The following is a 19,901-nucleotide window of genomic DNA, read 5'->3' on the forward strand; positions in this document are numbered from 1 at the left end:
GCCGCCGGGACCCAACGGGAGGACCCGGCCCCATGACCGCCGCATTCACCAGCTCTGCCAGACGCTCCCCCGGACGTTCCCCGAGGCGCGCGGGACGCCGCCGTCTCCTGGCCGCCGCCGCGCCGCTGCTGCTCCTCGGCACGCTCGCGGCCTGCGGCTACGGCTCCGATGCCGAGGCGGACGACGAGGAGAACAGCCCCGCCGCGAGCGGAAGTTCCTCCGGCGAGCAGCTGTCGGCCGACTCGGTGTCGATCGGCTACTTCGCGAACCTCACCCACGCCACGGCCGTCATCGGCCTGGAGGACGACGGCCTCATCCGCCAGTCGCTCGGCGGGACCGAGGCCGAAACCCAGATCTTCAACGCGGGCCCCTCCGCCATCGAGGCGCTGAACGCCGGCGACATCGACGTGGCCTTCGTCGGCCCCAACCCCGCGATCAACGGCTGGTCGCAGTCCGGGGGGCAGAGCCTGCGCATCGTCTCGGGCGCGGCCTCGGGCGGCGCCTCGCTCGTCGTCGACCCGGACGCGATCCACGACACCGGGGACCTGGCGGGCAAGCGCATCGCCACCCCGCAGCTCGGCAACACCCAGGACGTCGCGCTGCTCAGCTACCTGGCCGACCAGGGCTACGAGGTGGACCCGCAGTCGGGCAGCGGGGACGTCTCCGTGCTGCGCATCGCCAACTCCGAGGTGCTGGCCGCCTTCGAGGGCGGCGACATCGACGGGGCCTGGCTGCCCGAGCCCTACGCCTCCACCCTGATCAGCCACGGCGCCCAGACCCTGGTCGACGAGGCGGACCTGTGGGACGGGGGGCAGTTCGTCGTCACCCAGGTCATCGCCTCGCAGGACTTCCTGGCCGAGCACGAGGACGTGGTCGAGGCCATCGTGCGCGGCGTCGTGCAGACCAACGCCTGGATCAACGAGAACCCCGACGAGGCCAAGACCCACTTCAACGCCGCCCTCGGCCGGCTGCCCGGCGGCAAGGAACTCGACCCCGAGGTCCTCGACCCGGCCTTCGACCACGTCGAGTTCACCGACGACCCGCTGGCCCCGACCCTCCAGCAGGGCGCGCAGAACGCGATCGACGCCGGCCTGCTGGACGACACGGACCTGTCCGGGATCTACGACCTGTCCATCCTCAACCGGGTGCTGGCCGAGGAGGGCCGGCCCGAGGTCGACGACGCCGGACTCGGCGTCGGGGACTGACGGCTTCGCCACCCAGGAGGTGACACCGATGGCCATCACGCTGGACAAGGCGGGCGGCGAGGACCGCGGCACGCAGGCCGAGTACGCCGTCAGGCTCGCGCACGTGTCGAAGTCCTTCGGCCGCCCGGGCGCGCAGCAGCTGGTGCTCGACGACATCAGCCTCGACGTCGCCCCGGGTGAGTTCGTCACCCTGATCGGGGCCTCGGGCTGCGGCAAGTCGACGCTGCTCAACCTCACGGCGGGGCTGGACGCGGCGAGCGCGGGCACCATCGCGGTGCCCGGCGGCCGCCCCGCCCTGATGTTCCAGGAGCACGCGCTCTTCCCGTGGCTGACCGCGGGCAGGAACGTCGAACTCGCCCTGCGGCTGCGCGGCCTCGCCAAGGCCGAGCGCCGCGCCGAGGCGGAGCGGCTGCTCTCCCTGGTGCGGCTGGGCGGCGCGTACGGCAAGCGGGTCCACGAGCTGTCCGGCGGCATGCGCCAGCGGGTCGCGCTGGCCAGGGCCCTGGCCCAGGACAGCAGGCTGCTGCTGATGGACGAGCCCTTCGCGGCCCTCGACGCCATCACCAGGGACGTGCTGCACGAGGAGCTGACCCGGATCTGGCAGGAGACGGGCATCTCCGTGCTGTTCGTGACGCACAACGTCCGGGAGGCGGTGCGGCTGGCGCAGCGGGTCATCCTGCTGTCCTCCCGGCCCGGCCGGATCGTGCACGAGTGGCGGGTGGAGCTGGGCCAGCCGCGCCGCATCGAGGACCCGGAGGTCTCCGCGCTCTCCGTGGAGATCACCGAACGGCTCAGGGAGGAGATCCGCCGCCATGGCCAGCAGTGAGACGACGCCCGCGAGTTCCGACCTCGCGGGGCTCGAGGCGGGCCTGGACGCCCTCGACTCGGGGCAGGCCACCGAGCAGGGCCCCTTCCCGCTCGGCCGGCTGCTGCTCACCAGGGTGCTGCCGCCGCTGGTGGCGATCGCCCTGGTGCTGACGGTGTGGCAGGCGGTCTACTGGGCGGACGTCCAGCCCGACTACCTGCTGCCGAGCCCCGGGGACGTGTGGGACGAGTTCAACGAGATGTGGCGGCAGGGCACCCTGTTCGACTACGTCTGGACCAGCGTCTCGCGCGGCGTCCTCGGCTTCCTCATCGCGGTCGCCGTGGGCACGCCGCTGGGCCTGGTGGTCGCCCGGGTGCGGCTGGTGCGGGCGGCGATCGGCCCGATCCTCACCGGCCTGCAGTCCCTGCCCTCGGTGGCCTGGGTCCCGGCCGCGATCATCTGGTTCGGCCTGACCAACGGCACCATCTACGCGGTGGTGCTGCTGGGCGCGGTGCCCTCCATCGCCAACGGCATCGTGGCGGGCGTCGACCAGATCCCGCCGCTGTACCTGCGGGCCGGGCGGATGCTGGGCGCCCGGGGGCTGACCAGCGTCAGGCACGTGCTGCTGCCCGCGGCCCTGCCCGGCTACCTGGCGGGGCTCAAGCAGGGCTGGGCGTTCTCCTGGCGCTCGCTGATGGCCGCGGAGCTGATCGTGTCCTCCCCGGAGCTCGGCACCGGCCTGGGGCAGCTGATGGACACCTACCGGACCATGCAGAACCAGTCGGGGGTGCTGGCGACCATCATCCTCATCCTGGTGGTCGGCGTCGCCATCGACCTGCTGGTGTTCTCCCCGCTGGAGCGGCGGGTGCTGCGCAACCGGGGCCTGCTGGTGCGCGCGTCGTGACCCTGCTGCTCCTGGCCCACGGCAGCCGCGATCCGCGGCACGCCGCGACCGTGTCCGCGCTCGCCGCGCGGACACGGTCGCTGGCGCCCTCGCTGCGGGTGGCGGTGGCCTTCCTCGACTTCGACCGCCCGGGCGTGGGCGAGGCCCTGGCCGCGCTCCACGCGGCGGGCGAGCGGGAGGTCACGGCGGTGCCGCTGCTGCTGACCAGGGCCTACCACGCCAAGACCGACATCCCCGCGGCCCTGGCGGAGCAGACCGCGCGGCTGCCGGGGCTGCGGGTGCGGCAGGCCGAGGTGCTCGGTCCCGACCCGCTGCTGCTGGCGGCGGTGACCCGTCGCCTGGGCGAAGCCGTGGCGGCAGGGCGCGGTCTGGGCGCGGGGGGCCTGGGTCCGGCTCGCCGGGCGGAGATCGGGGTGGTGCTGGCGGCGGCCGGCTCCTCGGACCCGGAGGCGCTCGCGGTGCTCGCGGAAACCGCGCGGGAGTGGCGGCGTACCGCAGGTTGGTGCGCTGTGCGGCCCGCGTTCGCCTCCGCCGCGCGGCCCACCACGGCGGACGCGGTGCGCGCCCTGCGCGCGGACGGCGTCCGCCGGGTGGCCGTGGCTCCCTACGTCCTGGCGCCCGGGCGGCTGCCGGACCGGATCTTCGCCGGGGCGCGGGAGGCGGGTGCGGACGTGGTGGCGCCGGTGCTCGGCGCCGCCCCGGAGCTGGCGCGGCTGGTGCTGCGCCGCCACGCGGCGGCGCGGGGTGCCGGCCGGCTGCTGCTCGCGGGCTGAGTCCGGCGCCCGCGGGGGCCGGGCCGTGCCGGGGGGAGGCGTCCGGTGCCGCGTGCGGGGCGAGTTCCCGGCTCGGGTGCGGCGTGCGGGGCCGGGCCGCGCGGGGCGGCCCGGCCCGAGGGGGCCGGCTCAGGCGCTCGGCACGTACTTGTAGCCGACGCGCCGCACGGTGACGATGCGCTCGCGGTAGCCGGCGCCCAGCTTGCGGCGCAGCCTGGCGATGTGCACGTCCACGGTGCGCTGGTCGCCGACGGGGCCGTAGCCCCAGATGGCGGCGACCAGTTGCTCGCGCGTGTAGACCCGGTGCGGGTGCCGCACCAGGTGCGCGATGAGCTCGAACTCCAGGTAGGTGAGCCGCAGGAGCGTGCCGTCCACGGTGACGGTGCGCTCCTCGGTGTCGACGGTGATGCCCTGCCCGGCGCCCCGCTCGGCGGCGTTTCCGGGCCCTGGCACCGGGGCCACGGCGCCGCTCGCGGACAGGAGTTCGGTCAGCTGGTGCGGCTGGGTGCCGGCCGGGGCGAGGATCAGGTAGCCGACCAGGGGGACGGTGCCCTCCTGCGGCCGCCGGGTGCCTGGCACCTCGGGGACCAGGGTCACGGTGACGTCGGACAGGTCGGGAAGGCCGGACAGGTCGGGAAGGCCGTGGAGGTCGGGGAGGGAGGGGAGGGGGGTGAGGTGCCGCGCGAGCGGTTCCTTGCGCGCGGTCCTGGGCGGGCCGATGCGGCCCACCCCGTCGTGGTTGACGCCGGGGAGAGTCATGCTGCTGCCTTTCGCGGTTCACCGAATGCAGGGGTGAGGGCAGCCGGAGAGATCTTCGCGTGAGGCGGTCACGGGCCGGAAACGACCGGGAAAACAGGCAAAAGGACGAAGGGCCCGTAAAGCCCGGGAAATTCCGGAAAGCGCCTGGCGGAACGCGAGAGAAAACCGGCCGGCCGGCTGGTTCAGCGGCCGACGGCACAGATGGCGCTGGCTTGCCGCCGAAGATCGACGTGCAGCCGCGCGACGAGAAAGTCAGCTTGACTCACGGTAATTGAGCATGCCAGCGGCCGAGGCTTACCGTCAAGGTAATTCCGGCGCCGTCTCAAATGCCGAAACGCCGGGCTTTCTGTGGGTCCCGCGGGCCGCCTTCGCGCCCCCGGCAGCCGCGCGCACGCCCGCGAACATTGCCGTGACATTGCGCCGTGTTGCGCGTTTCCGGCCCGGCTTGACCTCGCGAGCGCCGTCCTGTCACTGTGTCGCCATGGCAACCGGCAAGCGCTTCTTCTCCAGGTGGCACGTGGACCTCGTCCGTGTCGCCAGCGCGCTGTGTCGCCCCGGCCGTCCCTGAATCGACGGCCATCCGGCGCCTGACCTCGGGCGCCGCCCGCTTCTCCCTTTCGGTTCCCGAAATCCCCGGTCTTCCCGGCCCTTTCCGCATGGCCGGCTTCCCGCGTCGCCGGCCGCCGGGTGCGGCCCCTCGCCGAAGGCCGCGTCGCCGTTCCGCAGGCGCCGGGCCCCGGGTTCCGGGTTTCCCCCGTCTCGCCGCCCGGGCGTTCCCGGCTCCCGCCCGGCGTACCCCTCGTGAGGTCCTGAATGTCGCTGCCCTCCCCTTCCCTCGTCACGCCACGCCAACTCGCCGCCACCGTACGGAGGTTCGCCGCCCGCCCCGAGCTGTGGCGCCCGCAGGCCCGCTTCACCTCGCCGGAGCGCTGGTACCAGCGCCTTGAGGTGACAGAAGACCACGAGGTCTGGCTGCTGACCTGGCTTCCCGGCCAGGGCACGGAGATCCACGACCACGGGGACGCCTCCGGCTCCTTCGGCGTGGTCGAGGGCACGCTGACCGAGCGCTCCTTCGGCTCCGGCGGGGCGCGGGAGCGGTCGCTCGGCCCCGGCGGGCTCAGGGCGTTCGGCCCCGACTACGTCCACCAGGTGGTCAACGACCAGACCGCGCCCGCGATCAGCATCCACGCCTACTCCCCCGTGCTGACCAGGCAGTCCTACTATGCGCAGACCGCGGACGGCGGCCTGCGGCTGCTGCGCACCGACGCGGTGGAGGACTGATGGCGGGCGCCGTCGACGCCCACCTCGCCGCGGTCAGAAGGACCCTGGACCGGCTCGAACCGCACCAGGCGCGGGCGGAGGCCGCGGCCGGGGCCGTGCTGGTCGACACCAGGCCGGAGTTCCAGCGGGCGGCGGGGGGCACGATCCCCGGCGCCCTGCTGATCGAGCGCAACCACCTGGAGTGGCGGTGCGATCCGGGCAGCGGCGCCTCGGTGCCGGAGGCGACGGGCCCCGACGTGCGCTGGATCGTGTTCTGTGAGGAGGGCTACGCCTCCTCGCTGGCCGCGGCCTCGTTGCGCGCGATCGGCCTTTCCCGGGCGACGGACCTGGTGGGCGGCTTCCGGGCCTGGCGCGCCGCCGGCCTGCCGGTCACCCCTCCCGCCTGAGCGCCCCACCGGCCCGCGCGCCCTCGGGCCCGCGCGGGCCCTCCGGCTCCCGCGGCCTCCGCGCTCCGGCTCCCGCGCCCTCGGGCACGCCCCACAGGGGCGGCGTGCACCGGGGGCGGGCACCGAACGGGCGCGTGGGCAGGCGGTTTCGGCGGGCGGGCCGGGTGCGTCTGCCTCAGCCGGCCAGCGCCCGCGCCTCCTTCTCCGGCGCGAGCCCCAGGCCCGGGCGCTCCCCCGGCGCCTCCGGCAGGCCCCGCAGCCAGGCCCAGGTATCGGCGACGGTCTCGCGGACCGGCCGGCAGACGAGCCCCGCGGCCAGCGCCTTCCCGGTGCCGGACCGGTGCAGGGCGTCGTGCGCCTCGCCCGGCGGCGTCCACACCGGCAGCTCGGTCCAGGGGGCGATCTGGGCCGCGAGCACCCGTTCCGGCGGGGTCCAGCACAACTCGGCGCCGGAGCCGGTGAGTTCGGCGCAGGTTTCGAGCAGCTCCCCCATGGTGGCGTGCCCCGGCCTGCTCACCAGGTTGTAGGGGCCCGCCAGGCCGCGCTCCGCGGCGTCCAGCGCCCAGGCCGCCAGGTCGCGCGCGTCGACGTACTGGATCGGCAGCTCGCGGGGCCCCGGGGCCAGCACCCGGCCGCCGCGGGCCATCCGGTTCAGCCACCACGGCAGGCGGCCGACGTTCTCCCAGGGGCCGAGGATCAGCCCGGCGCGGACCAGCAGCGTGCGGCCGGGCCCGAAGGCGGCCTCGGCGGCGAGTTCGCCGCCCCGCTTGTCGGCGGCGTACTCCGTGGCCGCGGCGTCGGGCGACCCCGCCACGAGGGGCGCGTCCTCGCCGCTGCCGGCCGCCGTCGGCCAGGCGTAGACGGACCTGCTGGAGACGTAGGTGTAGTGCCGGGCCCGCCCGGCGAGCAGCGTGGCCGCGTCGCGCACGGCGCTCGGCGCCCCGCTCCAGGTGTCCAGGACCAGGTCCCACGTGCCCTGGGCCAGGGCGTCCAGGCCGCCCTCGGCCGTGCGGTCGCCGTGCAGCACGGTGACGCCCGTGGGCGCGGGGCGGGTTCCCCGGTGGAATGCGGTGACGTCCCAGCCGCGGCGCCCGGCCTCCGCCACGGCGGCGCGGCCGACGAACTCCGTGCCTCCCAGTACCAGAAGTCTCATGGCACCAGCCTGGCCGCCGGCCGCGGCGGGAGCCGGACCGCCTCGCCCTCGGCAGATTCGCGCAGGGCCGAATGCCCCGCCCCGGGGTGGCGCGGGCGGCGGCCGGGCGCCCCGCTCAGCCGGGGGCAGGCCGCCCGGTGAGGTCGAGCAGGGCGCGCACGGTGCGCCAGTTGCGGGCGGTGGCCAGGAGGCCGGGCGGCGAGGTGGCCAGCAGGGCGCCGAGCCTGCTGCGGCCCATGCCGCCCGGGAAGTAGGCGAAGATCTCCCGCTCGCCGAGCCGGAACTCGTCGGGCGCGTACGCCGCCGCCTCGGCCGCGTGCAGCGGGTGCGCCCCGGCCGGGCCGCCGAGGAAGACGACGGAGAGCTTCGCCGGGTCGAGCGCGTCGGCGGGGAAGGGGCAGCGCGCCGCGGTCGCCGCCAGTTCGGCCGCGCTCAGCAGCAGGCAGTCGACCCGGAAGCCGAAGCGCGCGGCGAGGGCGTCCTGCAGTTCGGCGGTCAGCAGGTCCCGGCCGCCCGCGGGCGCGGTGAACACCGCGTTCCCGCTCTGCAGCCAGGTGCGCACGCCCCGGTGCCCGAGGCCGGTGAGCACCTCGCGCAGCGCGGCCATCGGCATCCGGCGCCCGCCGACGTTGACGCCGCGCAGCAGCGCCACGTACTCCGTCGTCTCCGGGGCGCCCGGCCCGTCCTGCGCCGCCGGCCGGCCGGGGCTCTGCCCCGCCTCGGGCCGGGCCGCGCGGGCGCGGCCCGGCGCCGTGCCCTGGTCCTGGCCCGCCGCCTCACTGGTGTCCATGGCGGCAAGCCTACGGCCGGGCGCGGCTCAGCTTGTCGGGGTTGCGGACGGCGTAGAGGGCGCGCACCCGGCCCGCCTCGACGTCGAAGAGGATCGCCTGCTCGTCGCCCTCGGCGCCGACCGCCCACACCGCGGGAAGACCGTTGAGCTCCACGACCCGCGCCTCGCGCACCGGGTTGCCGTGCAGGAGCGCGCCGAAGACCTCGATCACCTGCTCGCGCCCGGCGAGCGGCACCGGGTAGGCGCGGGCCTTGCCGCCGCCGTCGCTCCAGGCGACGACGTCCTCGCTGAGCAGTTCCCGCAGCGGGGCCAGGTCCCCGCTGCGGGCCGCGTCCAGGAAGCGCGCCACCAGTTCGGTGTGCTCACCGGGCGAGGAGGCGAACCGGTCCCGGCCGCTGCGCACCCGCCGGCGCGCCCGGTGGTGGTACTGGCGGCAGGTCGCCGCCGGGGAGCCGACCACCTCCGCGATCTCCTCGTAGGGCAGCCCGAACGCCTCGCGCAGCACGAACACCGCGCGTTCCGGCGGGGACAGCCGCTCCAGCAGGTGCACCGCGGCGTAGGAGACGGTGTCGCGCAACTCCGCGGTGTCCAGCGGCCCCAGCGCGCCGTCGCCCACCGGCACCGGCTCGGGCAGCCAGGGCCCGGTGTACGCCTCGCGGGTCACGCGGGCCGACCTGAGCTGGTCGAGGGCGAGCCTGGTGACCGTGGTCGCCAGGAAGGCGCGGGGACTGCGCACCGTGGCGCGGTCGGTGCCGACCCACCTGACCCACGCCTCCTGCACGACGTCCTCCGCGTCCCACATGCTGCCGAGCAGGCGGTAGGCGAGCCCGAGCAGCAGCGGCCGGTGGGCCTCGAACACCTCCTCGGGCCGCGCCACGGCGTCGGCGGGCTCAGGCGCCGGCACCGACGCCCCCGAGTTCGGCGGTGAAGCCCGCCCGCCAGGTCGCGTAGCGCGGGCGCCAGTCGAGGCTGAGCTTCGCCCTGGCGTTGTCCGCGCCGCGCAGCCGGGTCATGAAGGCCACGCCGCCGGCGCCGACGGCCAGCCTGGCCAGGGCCGTCGGCACCCGGCGCGGCGGCCGGCCGCCGACGAGGCGGGCCAGCTCGGGCAGCCAGACCGCGATCGGCGCCGGCTCGTCGTCGACCACGTTGAGGACGCCGGTGACGCTCTTGTCGAGCGCGGCGACCACGGCGGTGGCCGCGTCGTGCGCGTGGGTGAAGGAGAAGGTGGCGCCGGGGCCGCGGCCGATCAGCGGCAGGCTGCCCTTGCGGGCCTGCCGGACGAACGAGCCGCCGGGGGCGAAGGCCGATCCCGAGCCGTAGAGGTGGCCGAAGCGCAGGGTGAGTCCCCCGGCGCCGGCGACCTGCCGCTCCAGGTCGTCGGCCGCGGCCAGGACGGGGGCCAGGGCGCGCGGCGGGTTGCGCCAGGCCGGCACGTCCTCGTTGGCCGGCTCCCGGTCGTCCGGCTCGTAGTAGTAGGCGACGCTCTGGGCGACGATGCGCCGCACCCCGGCCCGCTGCGCCGCGGCGAGCAGGTTGCGGGTGCCCTCCGTGCGCAGCCGGTTGGTGGGGGCGAGCGCCCGGTCCATGTGGCGCGGGTTGATCTCGGCCGGAATCGCGGTGAGCAGGTGGACCAGCGCCTGCGGCCGGGCCCGCTCCACCGCCGCGGACAGCGCCTCGCGGTCGAGCGCGTCGGCGAGGACGGTCTCCACCCCGTCCGGCCAGTCGGCCGGCACGCGGGAGCGGGAGCGGGCCAAGGCCACCACCTCGTGGCCCGAGGAGAGGAGCAGGGGGACGAGCCGCCGGCCGATGACGCCGGTGGCGCCCGCGACGAGAACGCGCATGGGAATCCCTCCTGTGGGGCGTGCGGCCCCGGTGCGAGGTTCTCTTGTACAGGTCGGCACTGGGACGGGACAGGCGGCGCGGACGTGACGGAACGCCGGTGTGCCCTGGCTCACATGCCGGGCCGGCGTCGGGAAGTCTGCCTCAGGAGACGGGGCGCGAGTCCTCCCAGGCCCACTCGAATTCCTCGCGGTAGGTCTCGAAGAGGCTCAGCTCTCCGTCGGCGGCCGGGTCGTCGCGGCCTATCAGCTCCCGCCCGGCGCGCCGCAGCACCAGCGCGGGCGTCTCCATGCCCCTGCTGCGCCGCAGGTAGGACTGCACCACGGCCACCCCGTCCGGGCCGTCGGCGTCCACGAAGTAGGCGCTGAAGCGCGGGGTGTCGTCGGAGACGTGGATCTCGAAGGCCTCCGGGTCCCTGACCCGGGCGCGGACCCGGCGCACGTGCAGGATGTTCGTCTCGACCGAACGCGCCAGCTCCCCGCGCTTGAGGCCGAGCTCGCGCTCCCGGCGCCGCATCGCGCCGCCGGCCGGGTTGAGGAAGAGCAGCCGCATCCGGCAGCCCGCCTCCGCCAGCCGCACCAGGCGCCTGCCCGGGTAGTTCTGCACCAGCAGCCCCAGGCCGATGCCGATCCCGTCGAGCCGCCGCGCGCCCCCGAACAGCTCCTCGGCGGGCAGCTGCCGCTGGAGCCGCACGCGGTCCGGATGGACTCCGGCCACGTCGGTGAACCGGTCCCCCACCAGCCGCTCCACCGCGTCCGCCGGCAGGCGCCCCGCCGAGGGGGGCGCGCCCGAGTCGAGCAGCCGCAGCAGGCGGGCGCAGGCGCGCTCGGCCTGTTCGAGCACGGCGCGGTTCATGCCCCGGTTGCGGCTGACGGCGCTGCGCGCCACCTCCAGCTCGTCGAGGGTCAGCTCCACCTCGCGGCGGTTCTCCAAATACGGCGCGAAGCAGGGCCAGTGCTGCACCATGAGTTCACGCAGCTGGGGAAGGGTGAGGAAGGCGAGCACCGTGTCATCGGCAGGATCGAGCAGATGCCCCTTGCGGCGGCTCACCTCGCGCAGGGCCGCCGCGCGCTGCACCCACTCCTGGCCGGTGGGCCCGGCCGCGGCGATCTCCCACTCCGGTCCGTGCACCGGTTCGTACACCGGGCGCAGCACCGCGGCCACCACGGACCGCAGCCGCTGTTCGACCAGATTCAGCCAGACGTACGCGCGGCCCGCCCGCTCCACCCTGGTGCGGACCTCGGACCAGTCCTCCGCGGTCCAGTCCAGGTCGACCCCTATCTCCACGGGCCGGGGTACGGCCGCGCCGGCCGGCGCCTCCGTGGTCTCGCCCCCGTTTCCCGGGGGTAGTTCAAGACCCGAAGAGCTCAACGCCCGCACCGCCTTCCGCCCCACCGATGGATCAAGGAAGCCTACTGCGGCGGCCCTCGCCCGTGCAGCCGACTCCCGAATCCGCCGGGCTCACGCGACCGGCGGCCCAGGGCGCGCGGGGACGCCGTGACCGGGGGCACCCGCGGGGCGCCGACCGCGACCTACCGGCTCCAGCTCCAGCCCGGCTTCCCGCTGGCGGCGGCGGAGGAGACCGTGCCGTATGCGGCCGCCCTCGGCGTCTCCCACCTGCACCTCTCCCCCGTCCTCGAATCGGTGCCCGGCTCGGGACACGGCTATGACGTCACCGACCACGCCCGGGTGCGGGAGGAGCTCGGCGGCGAGGAGGGGCTGCGGCGCCTGGCCGCCACGGCGCGGGCGCACGGGCTCGGCCTGGTGCTCGACATCGTCCCCAACCACATGGCGGTGCCCGCGAGGGCCGAGCTCAACGGGCCGCTGTGGGAGGTGCTGCGCGACGGCCCCGGCTCGCGTTACGCCTCCTGGTTCGACATCGACTGGGCGGCCGGCGGGGGCCGGGTGCTGCTGCCGGTGCTCGGGGCGCCCCTCGGGGAGGCCCTGGCCGATCTCGCCGTGCGGGACGGCACCCTGCGTTACGGCGACCGGTCGCTGCCGCTGCGCCCCGGCACCGAGGACCTGCCGCTGCCCGAGCTGCTGGACGCCCAGCACTACCGGCTCGCCTGGTGGCGCCTTGGCCGCACCGAGCTCAACTACCGCAGGTTCTTCGCGGTGTCCGAGCTGATCGGGGTGCGGGTCGAGGACGAGGAGGTGTTCGAGGCGACGCACGCGACGGTGCTGCGGCTGGTCGCGGAGGGGGTGGTGGCCGGGCTGCGCGTCGACCACCCGGACGGGCTCGCCGACCCGGCCGGCTACCTGCGGCGGCTGAGCCGCCGCACGGGCGGGGTGTGGACCGTGGCCGAGAAGATCCTCGGCCCCGGCGAGCGGCTGCCGGAGGACTGGCCGGTGGCGGGCACCACGGGCTACGACGCGCTCCGGCACGTGGACGCGGTGTTCGCCGACCCGCAGGGCAGCGCCGAACTCGCGGAGAGCTACCGGGAGTTCACCGGAGTTGCGGCCGATCTCGGCGGGGAGTGGGCGGCCACGGTGCGCCGCGCCTCGCACCACATGCTGGAGCGGGAGCTGGCCGCCGAGACCGCGCGGCTGACCCGCGACGCGACCGCGGCCTGCGCCGCCGACCCCGAGCTGCGGCTGCGCGACCACGCGCCCTGGGCGCTGCGCAAGGCCCTGGTCGAGACCCTGGTCAGGCTCCCGGTGTACCGGCCGTACGCCACCGGCGGCCGGCCGCCCGCGCCGGCGGACGAGGCGCTGCTCACCGCGGCGGCCGAGCAGGCGCGCGCCGCCTTCGCGGTGCCCGGGGAGGCGGCGGCGGTCACCACCGTGCGCGACCTGGTGCTCGGCCGGCTCGACGGCAGCCGGGAGGCCGCCGCCTTCCGGGTCCGCTTCGGGCAGGTCGCCTCGGCGCTGCGGGCCAAGGCCGTGGAGGACACCGCGGGCTACCGGTACGCGGCGCTGCTCTCGGCCGCCGAGGTGGGCGGCGACCCGGGCGCCCCGGCCCTGCCGCCCGAGGCGTTCCACGCCTTCTGCGCGCACCTGCAGCGCAGGTGGCCGCTGAGTGGGACCGTGCTGTCCACCCACGACACCAAGCGCAGCGCCGACGCCCGGGCCCGCCTCGCCACACTCACCGAACACCCCCATGTCTGGGCCGAGTTGGTCGCCCGCCTTACCGCGGAGACCGCCGCCGCCGGGGCCGGTGCCCCGGATGCGCACCTGGCCTGGACGACCTGGCAGACGGCGTTCGCGCTGGGCCGGCCGGATCGGGAACGGCTGCTCGGCGCGGTGCTGAAGTCGGTGCGCGAGGCCGCGCTGGCCACCAGCTGGACCGGGCCGGACGCGGCGTACGAGGCGGCGGCCGAGCGCTTCGTCGGCGCGGCCTGCGGCGAACCCGCCCGGCTCCTGGCGGCGTTCGAACGCCGCGTGGCCGGCGGGGTGCGGGCCAACGTCCTGGGCGCGGCCCTGCTGCACCTGACCATGCCGGGCGTCCCCGACGTCTACCGCGGCAGCGAGACCCTGTACCTGGCGCTGGTCGACCCCGACAACCGGCGGCTGCCCCCGCTGCCCGCCGGCCTGCTCGCGGACCTCGACGGCGGCCGGGTCCCCGGGGGCGCCGGGCGGGACCTGCCGGCCGAGAAGCTGTGGCTGACCGCGACCGCGCTGCGGCTGCGCCGCGCGCATCCCGCCTGCTTCGGCCCCGAAGGCGACTACCTGCCGCTGGCCGCCGAGGGCCCGGCCGCGGCGCACTGCCTGGCCTTCTCCCGCGCCGGGCGCGTGATCACCGCGGTCACCCGGCTCCCCGGGGCGCTGGAGCGCCGCGGCGGCTGGGCCGGCACCCGGCTGCCCCTGCCGCCGGGGCCGTGGCGCGACCTGCTCACCGGCCGCGTCCACCGCGGCGCCCCCGGCCTGGCCACGCTCTTCGCCGAGGCCCCCCTCGCCCTGCTGCACGCGGGCGAGGGCGAGGCGCTCAGCGCGCGGGCGTGACCAGGCCGGACTCGTAGGCCGCGATCACCAGGTGCACCCGGTCGCGCGCGCCGAGCTTGGCCCGCAGGCTCGCCACGTGGGCCTTGGCCGTGCCGGGGCTGATGCGCAGCCGCGCGGCCAGCTCCGCGTTGGTGAGCCCACGGCCGACGAGGGCAAGCACCTCCCGCTCCCGCGCGGTGACCCCCTCCAGCACGGGCGCGGGCGGCGCCGGCTCCGGCCGCCCGGCGAACTCCGCCACCAGGCGGCGGGTGACGCCCGGCGCGATCAGCGCGTCCCCGCGGGCGACCACGCGGATGGCCGCGAGGAAGTCGTCGAGGCCCGTGTCCTTGACGAGGAAGCCGCTCGCCCCGGCCCGGAGCGAGGCGTACACGTGGGGGTCCTCGTCGAAGGTGGTGAGGATCAGCACCCGCACCGTGGGCAGCTCGGCGGAGATCATGTGGGTGGCCTCGATGCCGTCCATGCCCGGCATCCGGATGTCCATGACGACCACGTCCGGGCGCAGTTGCCTGGCCAGCCCCACCGCCTGGCTCCCCGTCCCCGCCTCGGCGGCCACCTCCACGTCCCCTGCCTGCTCGACGGCCATGCGCAGGCCCGCCCGCACCAGCGGCTGATCGTCGGCGAGGAGGACCCGCACCCGGCCCGCCGCGCGGTCCTGCGGCCGGGGGTACCCGCCGCTCACGGCCGCTTTGCCGGCCGGGCCGCCGGCCGGGCCGCCGCGGCCAGGGGCAGGCGCGCGCTGACCAGGTAGCCGCCGCCGGGACGCGGACCCGCGGTGAACTCCCCGTCCAGCAGGGCGACTCGCTCCCGCATCCCGGGAATCCCGTACCCCGGCGCGCCCGAGGGTGCCGCCGGGCCACGCCCGTCGTCGGCCACCTCCACGCGCAGCTCCGCCGCGCGCCTCTCCAGCGTCACCACGCAGCGCCCGGCCCGCGCGTGCCGCACCACGTTGGCCAGCGCCTCCTGGACGATGCGCAGGGCCGAGCGGTCCACCGCGTCAGGCAGCGGGCCGCCCTCCTCCCCCAGCCGCCGCAGCTCGACCGCGAGCCCGGTGCGCGCCGTCGTCTCGACCAGCCGGTCGAGGTCGGCGAGCCCGGCGAGGGGCCCGAAGCCCACGGCCTGCGCCGCCCCGGCGCCCGGTTCGTCCCCCGCCCCGGGCCCGGCCCCGCGCAGGATCGCGAGCATGCCGCGCAGCCCCTGGAGGGTCTCCCGGCTCGTCGCCTCGATCGCCCGCAGCGTGCCGCGGGCCCGTTCCGGCTCGCTGTCGAGGACCCGGCTGCCCGCCCCGGCCTGGATCGCGATGACGCCGATGCTGTGGGCCACCATGTCGTGCAGCTCGCGGGCGATGCGCAGCCGCTCGTCCGCGACCACCCGGGCCGCGGCCTCGGCGCGCAGCGCCTCGCCGTGCTCGCGGCGTTCCCTCACGGACGCCCCGGCCAGCCAGGCGAGCAGCACGACGAGGGCGAGCAGCAGCGTCAGCGCCACGAACCCGGGCGCGAACACCCGCCGGCCGCCGCCGTCGGCGTACAGCGACAGCTGCACCGCCGCCTCCAGGACGGCCAGGGTGAGGGCCGCGGCGGCACGCCCGGCGCGGGGCGGTCCCAGCGCGGCCACGGCCCCGGTCACGAGGGCCGCCCCGGGCAGCAGCGGCCAGATCCGCTCGGCCGGCAGCCCCGCCGCCGTCCACCCGGCCACCTCCGCGAGCAGCACCGCGAGCACCGGCCACGGCCTGCGCCCGGCCCAGCCGAGCGGCGCCGCCAGCGCCGCGGCCAGCGCCACCAGGGCCGGGCCCGGCAGGTCCACCGCGCCCTCCCCGGGACCGCCCGCCGCGAGCGTGGCGCACAGCAGCACGCAGAACAGCAGCGCCGCGCACCACGAGACCGCCGCCGGCGGATCGGCGCGCCACCGGCGCGCGGACGCCGGGCCCGGCGACGGGCCCGGCGCCGGTCCTGACGAAGGTCCTGACGACGGGAGGGAAGGCGAGAACACGCGCCGATCGTAGGCGGGCGGGCCCCGCGCGGACATCGGTCCAGGGGCCTATCCCGCAGGGCCGAGGCGGCGGCCCCGATGCCCGCCGGGCGGCCGATGCGGCGCGGCCCGCAGCCGCGGCAGCGTGGGGCGGGTGATCGAAGTCAAGGGACTGACCAAGCGCTACGGCGGCGTGCTCGCCGTCAGCGACCTCAGCTTCACCGTGCGGCCCGGGCACGTCACGGGCTTCCTCGGCCCCAACGGGGCGGGCAAGAGCACCACGCTGCGCATGATCCTGGGCCTGAACCGGCCCACCGCGGGCAGCGCCACCGTCCACGGGGTCCCCTTCCCCGCGCACCGCGCCGGCCTGCGCCACGTGGGCGCCCTGCTCGACGCGGGCGACGCGCACCCGGGGCGCAGCGCCGCCGCGCACCTGACCGCCCTCGCCCGCAGCAACGCCCTGCCGCGCCGCCGGGTGGACGAGGTGCTCCACGAGGTGGGGCTGGCCGGGGCCGCCCGCCGCCGCGTCGGCGGCTTCTCCCTGGGCATGCGGCAACGCCTCGGCATCGCCTCGGCGTTGCTCGGCGACCCGCCCGTGCTGCTGTTCGACGAGCCGGTCAACGGCCTCGACCCCGAGGGCGTGCGCTGGGTGCGCGGCCTGTTCCGGCGGCTGGCCGCCGAGGGCCGCACGGTGCTGGTCTCCAGCCACCTGATGAGCGAGATGGAGAACACCGCCGACCGCCTCGTCGTCATCGGCCGCGGCGAACTGATCGCCGACGAGAGCCTGGCGGAGTTCGCGGCCCGCGGCGCGCACGGCTCGGTGACCGTGCGCACCCCGCAGGCCGCCGCGCTCGCCGCCGCCCTCGCGGAAGCCGGGGCCGAGGTGCGGCCGGCGGACGCCGCACTCCTCACCGTCCGCGGCCTGACCGCCGCCCGCGTCGGCGAACTCGCCCACGCGCGGGGCATCCCCCTGCACGAACTGACCCCGGAAGCCTCCACCCTTGAGGACGCCTTCATGCAACTGACCACGGACCGCGCCGAGTACCAGGCGGGTGAGCGCCCGTGACCGCCCCCGCCGCCTCCCGCCTCGCCGGCCCCCGGCGGCCGGAAGGCCCCGGCCGGCCCGCCGGGCCCACCGGCGAGCCCGGCGCCCGGCTGCGCGACCTGCTGGCCGCCGAGTGGACCAAGCTCTGGTCGCTGCCCTCCAATCGCCGGCTGCTCGGGCTCGGCGTGCTGCTGATGCTCGGGCTCACCGCCCAGAGCAGCCTCGACGCCTACCGCGGCTGGCCGGGGCTCGACTCGGATCAGCGCGCCCACTTCGACCCCATGGCGGAGGCGTTCAGCGGGGCCGGCATGGCCCTGCTGATGATCGGCTCGGGCAGCCTGGGCGCGCTGGCGATCGTCGGCGAGTACGCCACCGGCCTGATCCGCACCACGCTCACCGCCGTGCCGGCCCGCACCCGGGTGATGGCGGCCAAGGCGGCCGTCCTGACCGCCGTGACGCTCGTGGCCGGAACCGCCGTCTCGCTCGGCACCTTCCTGCTGAGCCAGGCCATCCTGTCCCGGCGCGGCATCGGCCTGGGCCTCGCCGACCCGGGAGTCGGGCGGGTGCTGGCGGCGAACGCCCTGCTCGCCCCGGTCTCGGCACTCGTGGGCCTCGGCGTGGGGGTGGTGCTGCGGCACACCGCGGGCGCCGTCGTCGGCACCTGCGCCCTCCTGGTCGTCGTCCCCGGCTTCTTCAAGCCGGGCGTCCACCAGTGGGCCAACGAGCTGTACGCGCTGTTCCCCTCCTACGCCTGGCGCAACTGCCTCGGGCTGCGGCACCCCCCGCACAGCGAGGCACTGCCCACGGTCGCCGGCTCCTGGTTCGCCTACGCCCTCTGGGCCGTCCTCGCCCTGCTCGCCACGCTGCTGGTGATCCGCCGGCGCGACCTCTGAGCGCGGCCGGGAAACGGGCCGCGGCGGCGGGCCGGGGCGGGGGGCCGCGGCGGCGGGCCGGGGCGGGGGGCCGCGGCGGCGGGCCGGGGCGGGGGGCCGCGGCGGCGGGCCGGGGGCCGGGAGAATGAGCCGGTCTGCCGCCCAAGCGGGGGCTGGGAGGTGGGGCGGCAGACCGGAGTCGTAGTCCGCGCGTGCGGGGCGCGTCTCAGCGGGGCAGCGTCCCGAAGCCGCCGGGGAAGGGGACGCCGGGCGCCGGCGGGGCGAACCGCCCCGCGGCGGCGGGCCGTGGGGCACGGGGCGCGGAAACGCCCGCGGCCCGGGGCCTCGCTCGGTCTCTCATCGTGCTGCGTCCCTTCAGCCGTGCAGAGAGGGGGCGGCCCGGCCCGCCCAGCGGGTGGGAGCGCTCCCAAGCGCGACCGTAGCGCCGGGCCGGCGCTTCTGTAAAGGGTTCGTACGCGGCCGGCGAGGCGGTCCCGGCGGCGGGGGCGGCCGCCGCCGGGACGTGGTGGGGCGCCGCCCCGGGGTCTCAGGCGCTGCAGGAGAACTGCGTGGCCGAGGTCGGCGGGCTGCCGTTGGAGGTGAAGCCGAAGGTCACCGAACTGCCCGCCGGAATACTGCCGTTCCAGGGCGCGTTGGTCACCATGATCATGTCACCGTCGGGGTCGAGTACGCCGTTCCAGAGGCTGGTGATGGAGTTGCCCGATGACTGACCCCACATCACCATCCAGGTCGGCAGGGTCGAGGTGCCGGTGTTGGTCACCTTGACCTCGGCCTGGAAGCCGCCGGACCAGCTGCTCACCGTGCCCAGGCTCGCCGTGCAGGCGGCCGGGACGCCGGGGTCGTCCGGGTCGCCGGGGTCACCCGGGTCGCCGGGGTCCACGTCGCCGACGCCCGGCACCGTCACCTCGCCGTGGCCGCCGTCGAAGACGACGTCGGAGCAGCTGTAGAAGGTCTCCTGGCTGTCGGAGCGCGACCAGACCGTGTAGATGATGTGCGGCCCGCTCTTGCCCGAGGGCAGCTGGGCGTCCCAGTAGTACTCGGCCTCCGCCGTGCCGACCTGTCCGCGCCTGGGCGGGTCGGTCTCCGCGTGGAAGGGCTGCTCCTCCAGGTCGTCCCAGGTCAGCGGCTGGGTCGGGTCCCAGCCGTCCTTGGTGACGTACTGGTAGAACGTGCCCGGGTGCGCCGCCCACGGGTTGTAGGTGAACTCGTAGTTCGCGCCCGAGGTCAGGTGCGTGTACGGCCAGTCCGTGCGCGGCAGGTCGAAGCCGGAGAAGTCGTAGACGGTGGCGCCGCCGCTGCACAGCTCGCCGTCGGGGATGAAGCCCTCGGTGCGGCCTCCGCCGTCCGAGCGCAGGACGGCGAACCAGTTGTAGAAGCCGCTCGCGCCGCTCTCGGCGAGCGCCGCCTGGCAGGCCGGGTTGGTCGGCGCGATCGCACCGCTGGCGTTGAGGCTGTACTTCCAGCACAGGTACGTGCGGCTGCCCGGGGCCATGGGAGCGCCGTGCGCCGACGCGGTGCCGCCGGTGAAGAACACCAGGCACAGCGCGGGCAGCGCGGCGAGAAGCGCCAGAAGAGAGACTCTCTTCAATCGGCGCGTGCGGGGGGTTGACGGGTCTCTCATCGCGTTGCGTCCCTTTCGCCGTGATGAGCCAGGCCCTCCTCACCTGAGGAGGAACTGTGAGTGGGAGCGCTCCCAAAACACTGGGACGTGGAGCCCAGGTGCCGTGACGGTAGCGCCGGGCAACGCTTCTGTAAAGACACGGCGCGGGTGGTGTGGACGCCGGGGCGGCCTGCCTTGCCGGCAACCATCGGGTTTGCGCCAGGCCGGAGTTGACGGCGCCTCGCCCCGCGGGGCGCGGGGCGCTCGGGTCCCGGCGCGCGGCCGGTGAGGCGGCGCCGGCGCGGCCGGTGGCGTGGGCGCCGGGGCGCGCGGCGGCGGCGGGGCGCGGTGTCGCCCGGGGCGACGCATCCGCACGCACGGTGGCGCGGGCGCCGGGGCTTGCGGCGGCGGCGACCAGTTCGCACGGACGGTGCGCGAAGCCGGGCGCACGGGGGTGACGCGTCGGCGCGCACGGCGCGCGAACGCCGGGCGCTCAGCGGCGGCGCGTCGCCGGTCCGGGGCGCGGCGCCGGGGCGTCCGGTGCGATGCGCGGGGGCGCAC

General features: G+C 76.5%; 20 protein-coding genes. 10 read left to right on the forward strand and 10 right to left on the reverse strand.

Going from position 1 to position 19,901, the window contains the following annotated elements; genetic code table 11:
* Positions 1-32: 32 nt before the first annotated feature.
* The 4 genes from D7294_RS24615 to D7294_RS24630 are packed head-to-tail and all read left to right on the forward strand — an operon-like array spanning position 33 to position 3,687.
* Entirely contained in the window at positions 33-1,205 is a 1,173-nt protein-coding gene (locus D7294_RS24615; RefSeq protein WP_120683435.1) for an aliphatic sulfonate ABC transporter substrate-binding protein, read from the forward strand.
* Positions 1,206-1,233: 28 nt separating this feature from the next.
* Positions 1,234-2,031: an ABC transporter ATP-binding protein gene (locus tag D7294_RS24620; RefSeq protein WP_120683437.1), complete on the forward strand. Its 798-nt coding sequence runs from the start codon at positions 1,234-1,236 to the stop codon at positions 2,029-2,031.
* Complete coding sequence (locus D7294_RS24625; RefSeq protein ID WP_120683438.1) at positions 2,018-2,914, forward strand: ABC transporter permease; 897 nt, start codon at positions 2,018-2,020, stop codon at positions 2,912-2,914. Before D7294_RS24620 ends, D7294_RS24625 begins: the two co-directional genes overlap by 14 nt.
* The gene (locus D7294_RS24630) at positions 2,911-3,687 is read left to right on the forward strand and encodes a sirohydrochlorin chelatase (protein ID WP_120683440.1); all 777 of its coding nucleotides are present in this window, start codon (positions 2,911-2,913) and stop codon (positions 3,685-3,687) included. Before D7294_RS24625 ends, D7294_RS24630 begins: the two co-directional genes overlap by 4 nt.
* A gap of 129 nt (positions 3,688-3,816) precedes the next feature.
* Here the strand turns inward: D7294_RS24630 and D7294_RS24635 are convergent, their stop codons facing one another.
* On the reverse strand, positions 3,817-4,446 hold the full coding sequence (locus D7294_RS24635) for a winged helix-turn-helix domain-containing protein (protein WP_120683443.1): 630 nt from the start codon (positions 4,444-4,446) through the stop codon (positions 3,817-3,819).
* Between the two features lie 182 nt (positions 4,447-4,628).
* A complete protein-coding gene (locus D7294_RS34040) occupies positions 4,629-4,862 on the reverse strand; it encodes a putative leader peptide (protein ID WP_422070735.1) in 234 nt (77 codons plus the stop codon).
* 65 nt (positions 4,863-4,927) lie between these two features.
* Here D7294_RS34040 and D7294_RS34045 point away from each other — a divergent pair, with 65 nt between their 5' ends.
* From D7294_RS34045 to D7294_RS24645, 3 genes are all read left to right on the forward strand, one after another.
* Entirely contained in the window at positions 4,928-5,014 is an 87-nt protein-coding gene (locus D7294_RS34045) for a putative leader peptide (protein ID WP_422070738.1), read from the forward strand.
* Positions 5,015-5,259: 245 nt separating this feature from the next.
* Positions 5,260-5,727 carry a cysteine dioxygenase gene (locus D7294_RS24640; protein WP_120683445.1) on the forward strand — a complete coding sequence of 156 codons (468 nt, stop codon included), beginning with the start codon at positions 5,260-5,262 and terminating at the stop codon, positions 5,725-5,727.
* Positions 5,727-6,113, forward strand: a complete 387-nt coding sequence (locus D7294_RS24645; RefSeq protein ID WP_120683447.1) for a rhodanese-like domain-containing protein — start codon at positions 5,727-5,729, stop codon at positions 6,111-6,113. The genes D7294_RS24640 and D7294_RS24645 overlap by 1 nt, the downstream gene beginning before the upstream one ends.
* Positions 6,114-6,288: 175 nt before the next feature.
* On the opposite strand, the gene D7294_RS24650 is transcribed toward D7294_RS24645, so the two are convergent.
* The 5 genes from D7294_RS24650 to D7294_RS24670 form a co-directional block, all read right to left on the reverse strand.
* Positions 6,289-7,266, reverse strand: coding sequence for an NAD-dependent epimerase/dehydratase family protein (locus D7294_RS24650; RefSeq protein ID WP_120683449.1), 978 nt, complete (start codon positions 7,264-7,266; stop codon positions 6,289-6,291).
* A gap of 115 nt (positions 7,267-7,381) precedes the next feature.
* On the reverse strand, positions 7,382-8,056 hold the full coding sequence (locus D7294_RS24655; protein WP_120683451.1) for a DUF1697 domain-containing protein: 675 nt from the start codon (positions 8,054-8,056) through the stop codon (positions 7,382-7,384).
* Positions 8,057-8,066: 10 nt separating this feature from the next.
* A complete protein-coding gene (gene sigJ, locus D7294_RS24660; RefSeq protein WP_206619561.1) occupies positions 8,067-8,960 on the reverse strand; it encodes an RNA polymerase sigma factor SigJ in 894 nt (297 codons plus the stop codon).
* Positions 8,947-9,897, reverse strand: a complete 951-nt coding sequence (locus D7294_RS24665) for an NAD-dependent epimerase/dehydratase family protein (RefSeq protein ID WP_120683453.1) — start codon at positions 9,895-9,897, stop codon at positions 8,947-8,949. Before D7294_RS24665 ends, sigJ begins: the two co-directional genes overlap by 14 nt.
* A gap of 142 nt (positions 9,898-10,039) precedes the next feature.
* Positions 10,040-11,266, reverse strand: coding sequence for an SAV2148 family HEPN domain-containing protein (locus D7294_RS24670; protein WP_120683455.1), 1,227 nt, complete (start codon positions 11,264-11,266; stop codon positions 10,040-10,042).
* Positions 11,267-11,392: 126 nt separating this feature from the next.
* On the opposite strand from D7294_RS24670, the gene treY reads away from it, so the two are divergent.
* Positions 11,393-13,837: a malto-oligosyltrehalose synthase gene (gene treY, locus D7294_RS24675; RefSeq protein ID WP_120683457.1), complete on the forward strand. Its 2,445-nt coding sequence runs from the start codon at positions 11,393-11,395 to the stop codon at positions 13,835-13,837.
* Here the strand turns inward: treY and D7294_RS24680 are convergent.
* Positions 13,821-14,516 (reverse strand): response regulator transcription factor, encoded by a 696-nt coding sequence (locus D7294_RS24680; protein ID WP_277751114.1) that lies wholly within the window; start codon positions 14,514-14,516, stop codon positions 13,821-13,823. The two genes, treY and D7294_RS24680, sit on opposite strands and share 17 nt — an antisense overlap.
* A complete protein-coding gene (locus D7294_RS24685; RefSeq protein ID WP_241562598.1) occupies positions 14,513-15,823 on the reverse strand; it encodes a sensor histidine kinase in 1,311 nt (436 codons plus the stop codon). The genes D7294_RS24680 and D7294_RS24685 overlap by 4 nt, the downstream gene beginning before the upstream one ends.
* Positions 15,824-15,956: 133 nt before the next feature.
* Between D7294_RS24685 and D7294_RS24690 the strand changes: the two genes are divergently transcribed.
* Positions 15,957-16,868, forward strand: a complete 912-nt coding sequence (locus tag D7294_RS24690; RefSeq protein WP_174248430.1) for an ABC transporter ATP-binding protein — start codon at positions 15,957-15,959, stop codon at positions 16,866-16,868.
* The gene (locus D7294_RS24695) at positions 16,865-17,740 is read left to right on the forward strand and encodes an ABC transporter permease (RefSeq protein ID WP_120683463.1); all 876 of its coding nucleotides are present in this window, start codon (positions 16,865-16,867) and stop codon (positions 17,738-17,740) included. Before D7294_RS24690 ends, D7294_RS24695 begins: the two co-directional genes overlap by 4 nt.
* A 526-nt stretch (positions 17,741-18,266) precedes the next feature.
* Here D7294_RS24695 and D7294_RS24705 read toward each other — a convergent pair.
* The gene (locus tag D7294_RS24705; RefSeq protein WP_120683465.1) at positions 18,267-19,361 is read right to left on the reverse strand and encodes a lytic polysaccharide monooxygenase auxiliary activity family 9 protein; all 1,095 of its coding nucleotides are present in this window, start codon (positions 19,359-19,361) and stop codon (positions 18,267-18,269) included.
* Between the last annotated feature and the right edge of the window lie 540 nt (positions 19,362-19,901).

Origin of the sequence: Streptomyces hoynatensis, from assembly GCF_003626535.1 — a bacterium.
Lineage (GTDB): Bacteria > Actinomycetota > Actinomycetes > Streptomycetales > Streptomycetaceae > Streptomyces > Streptomyces hoynatensis.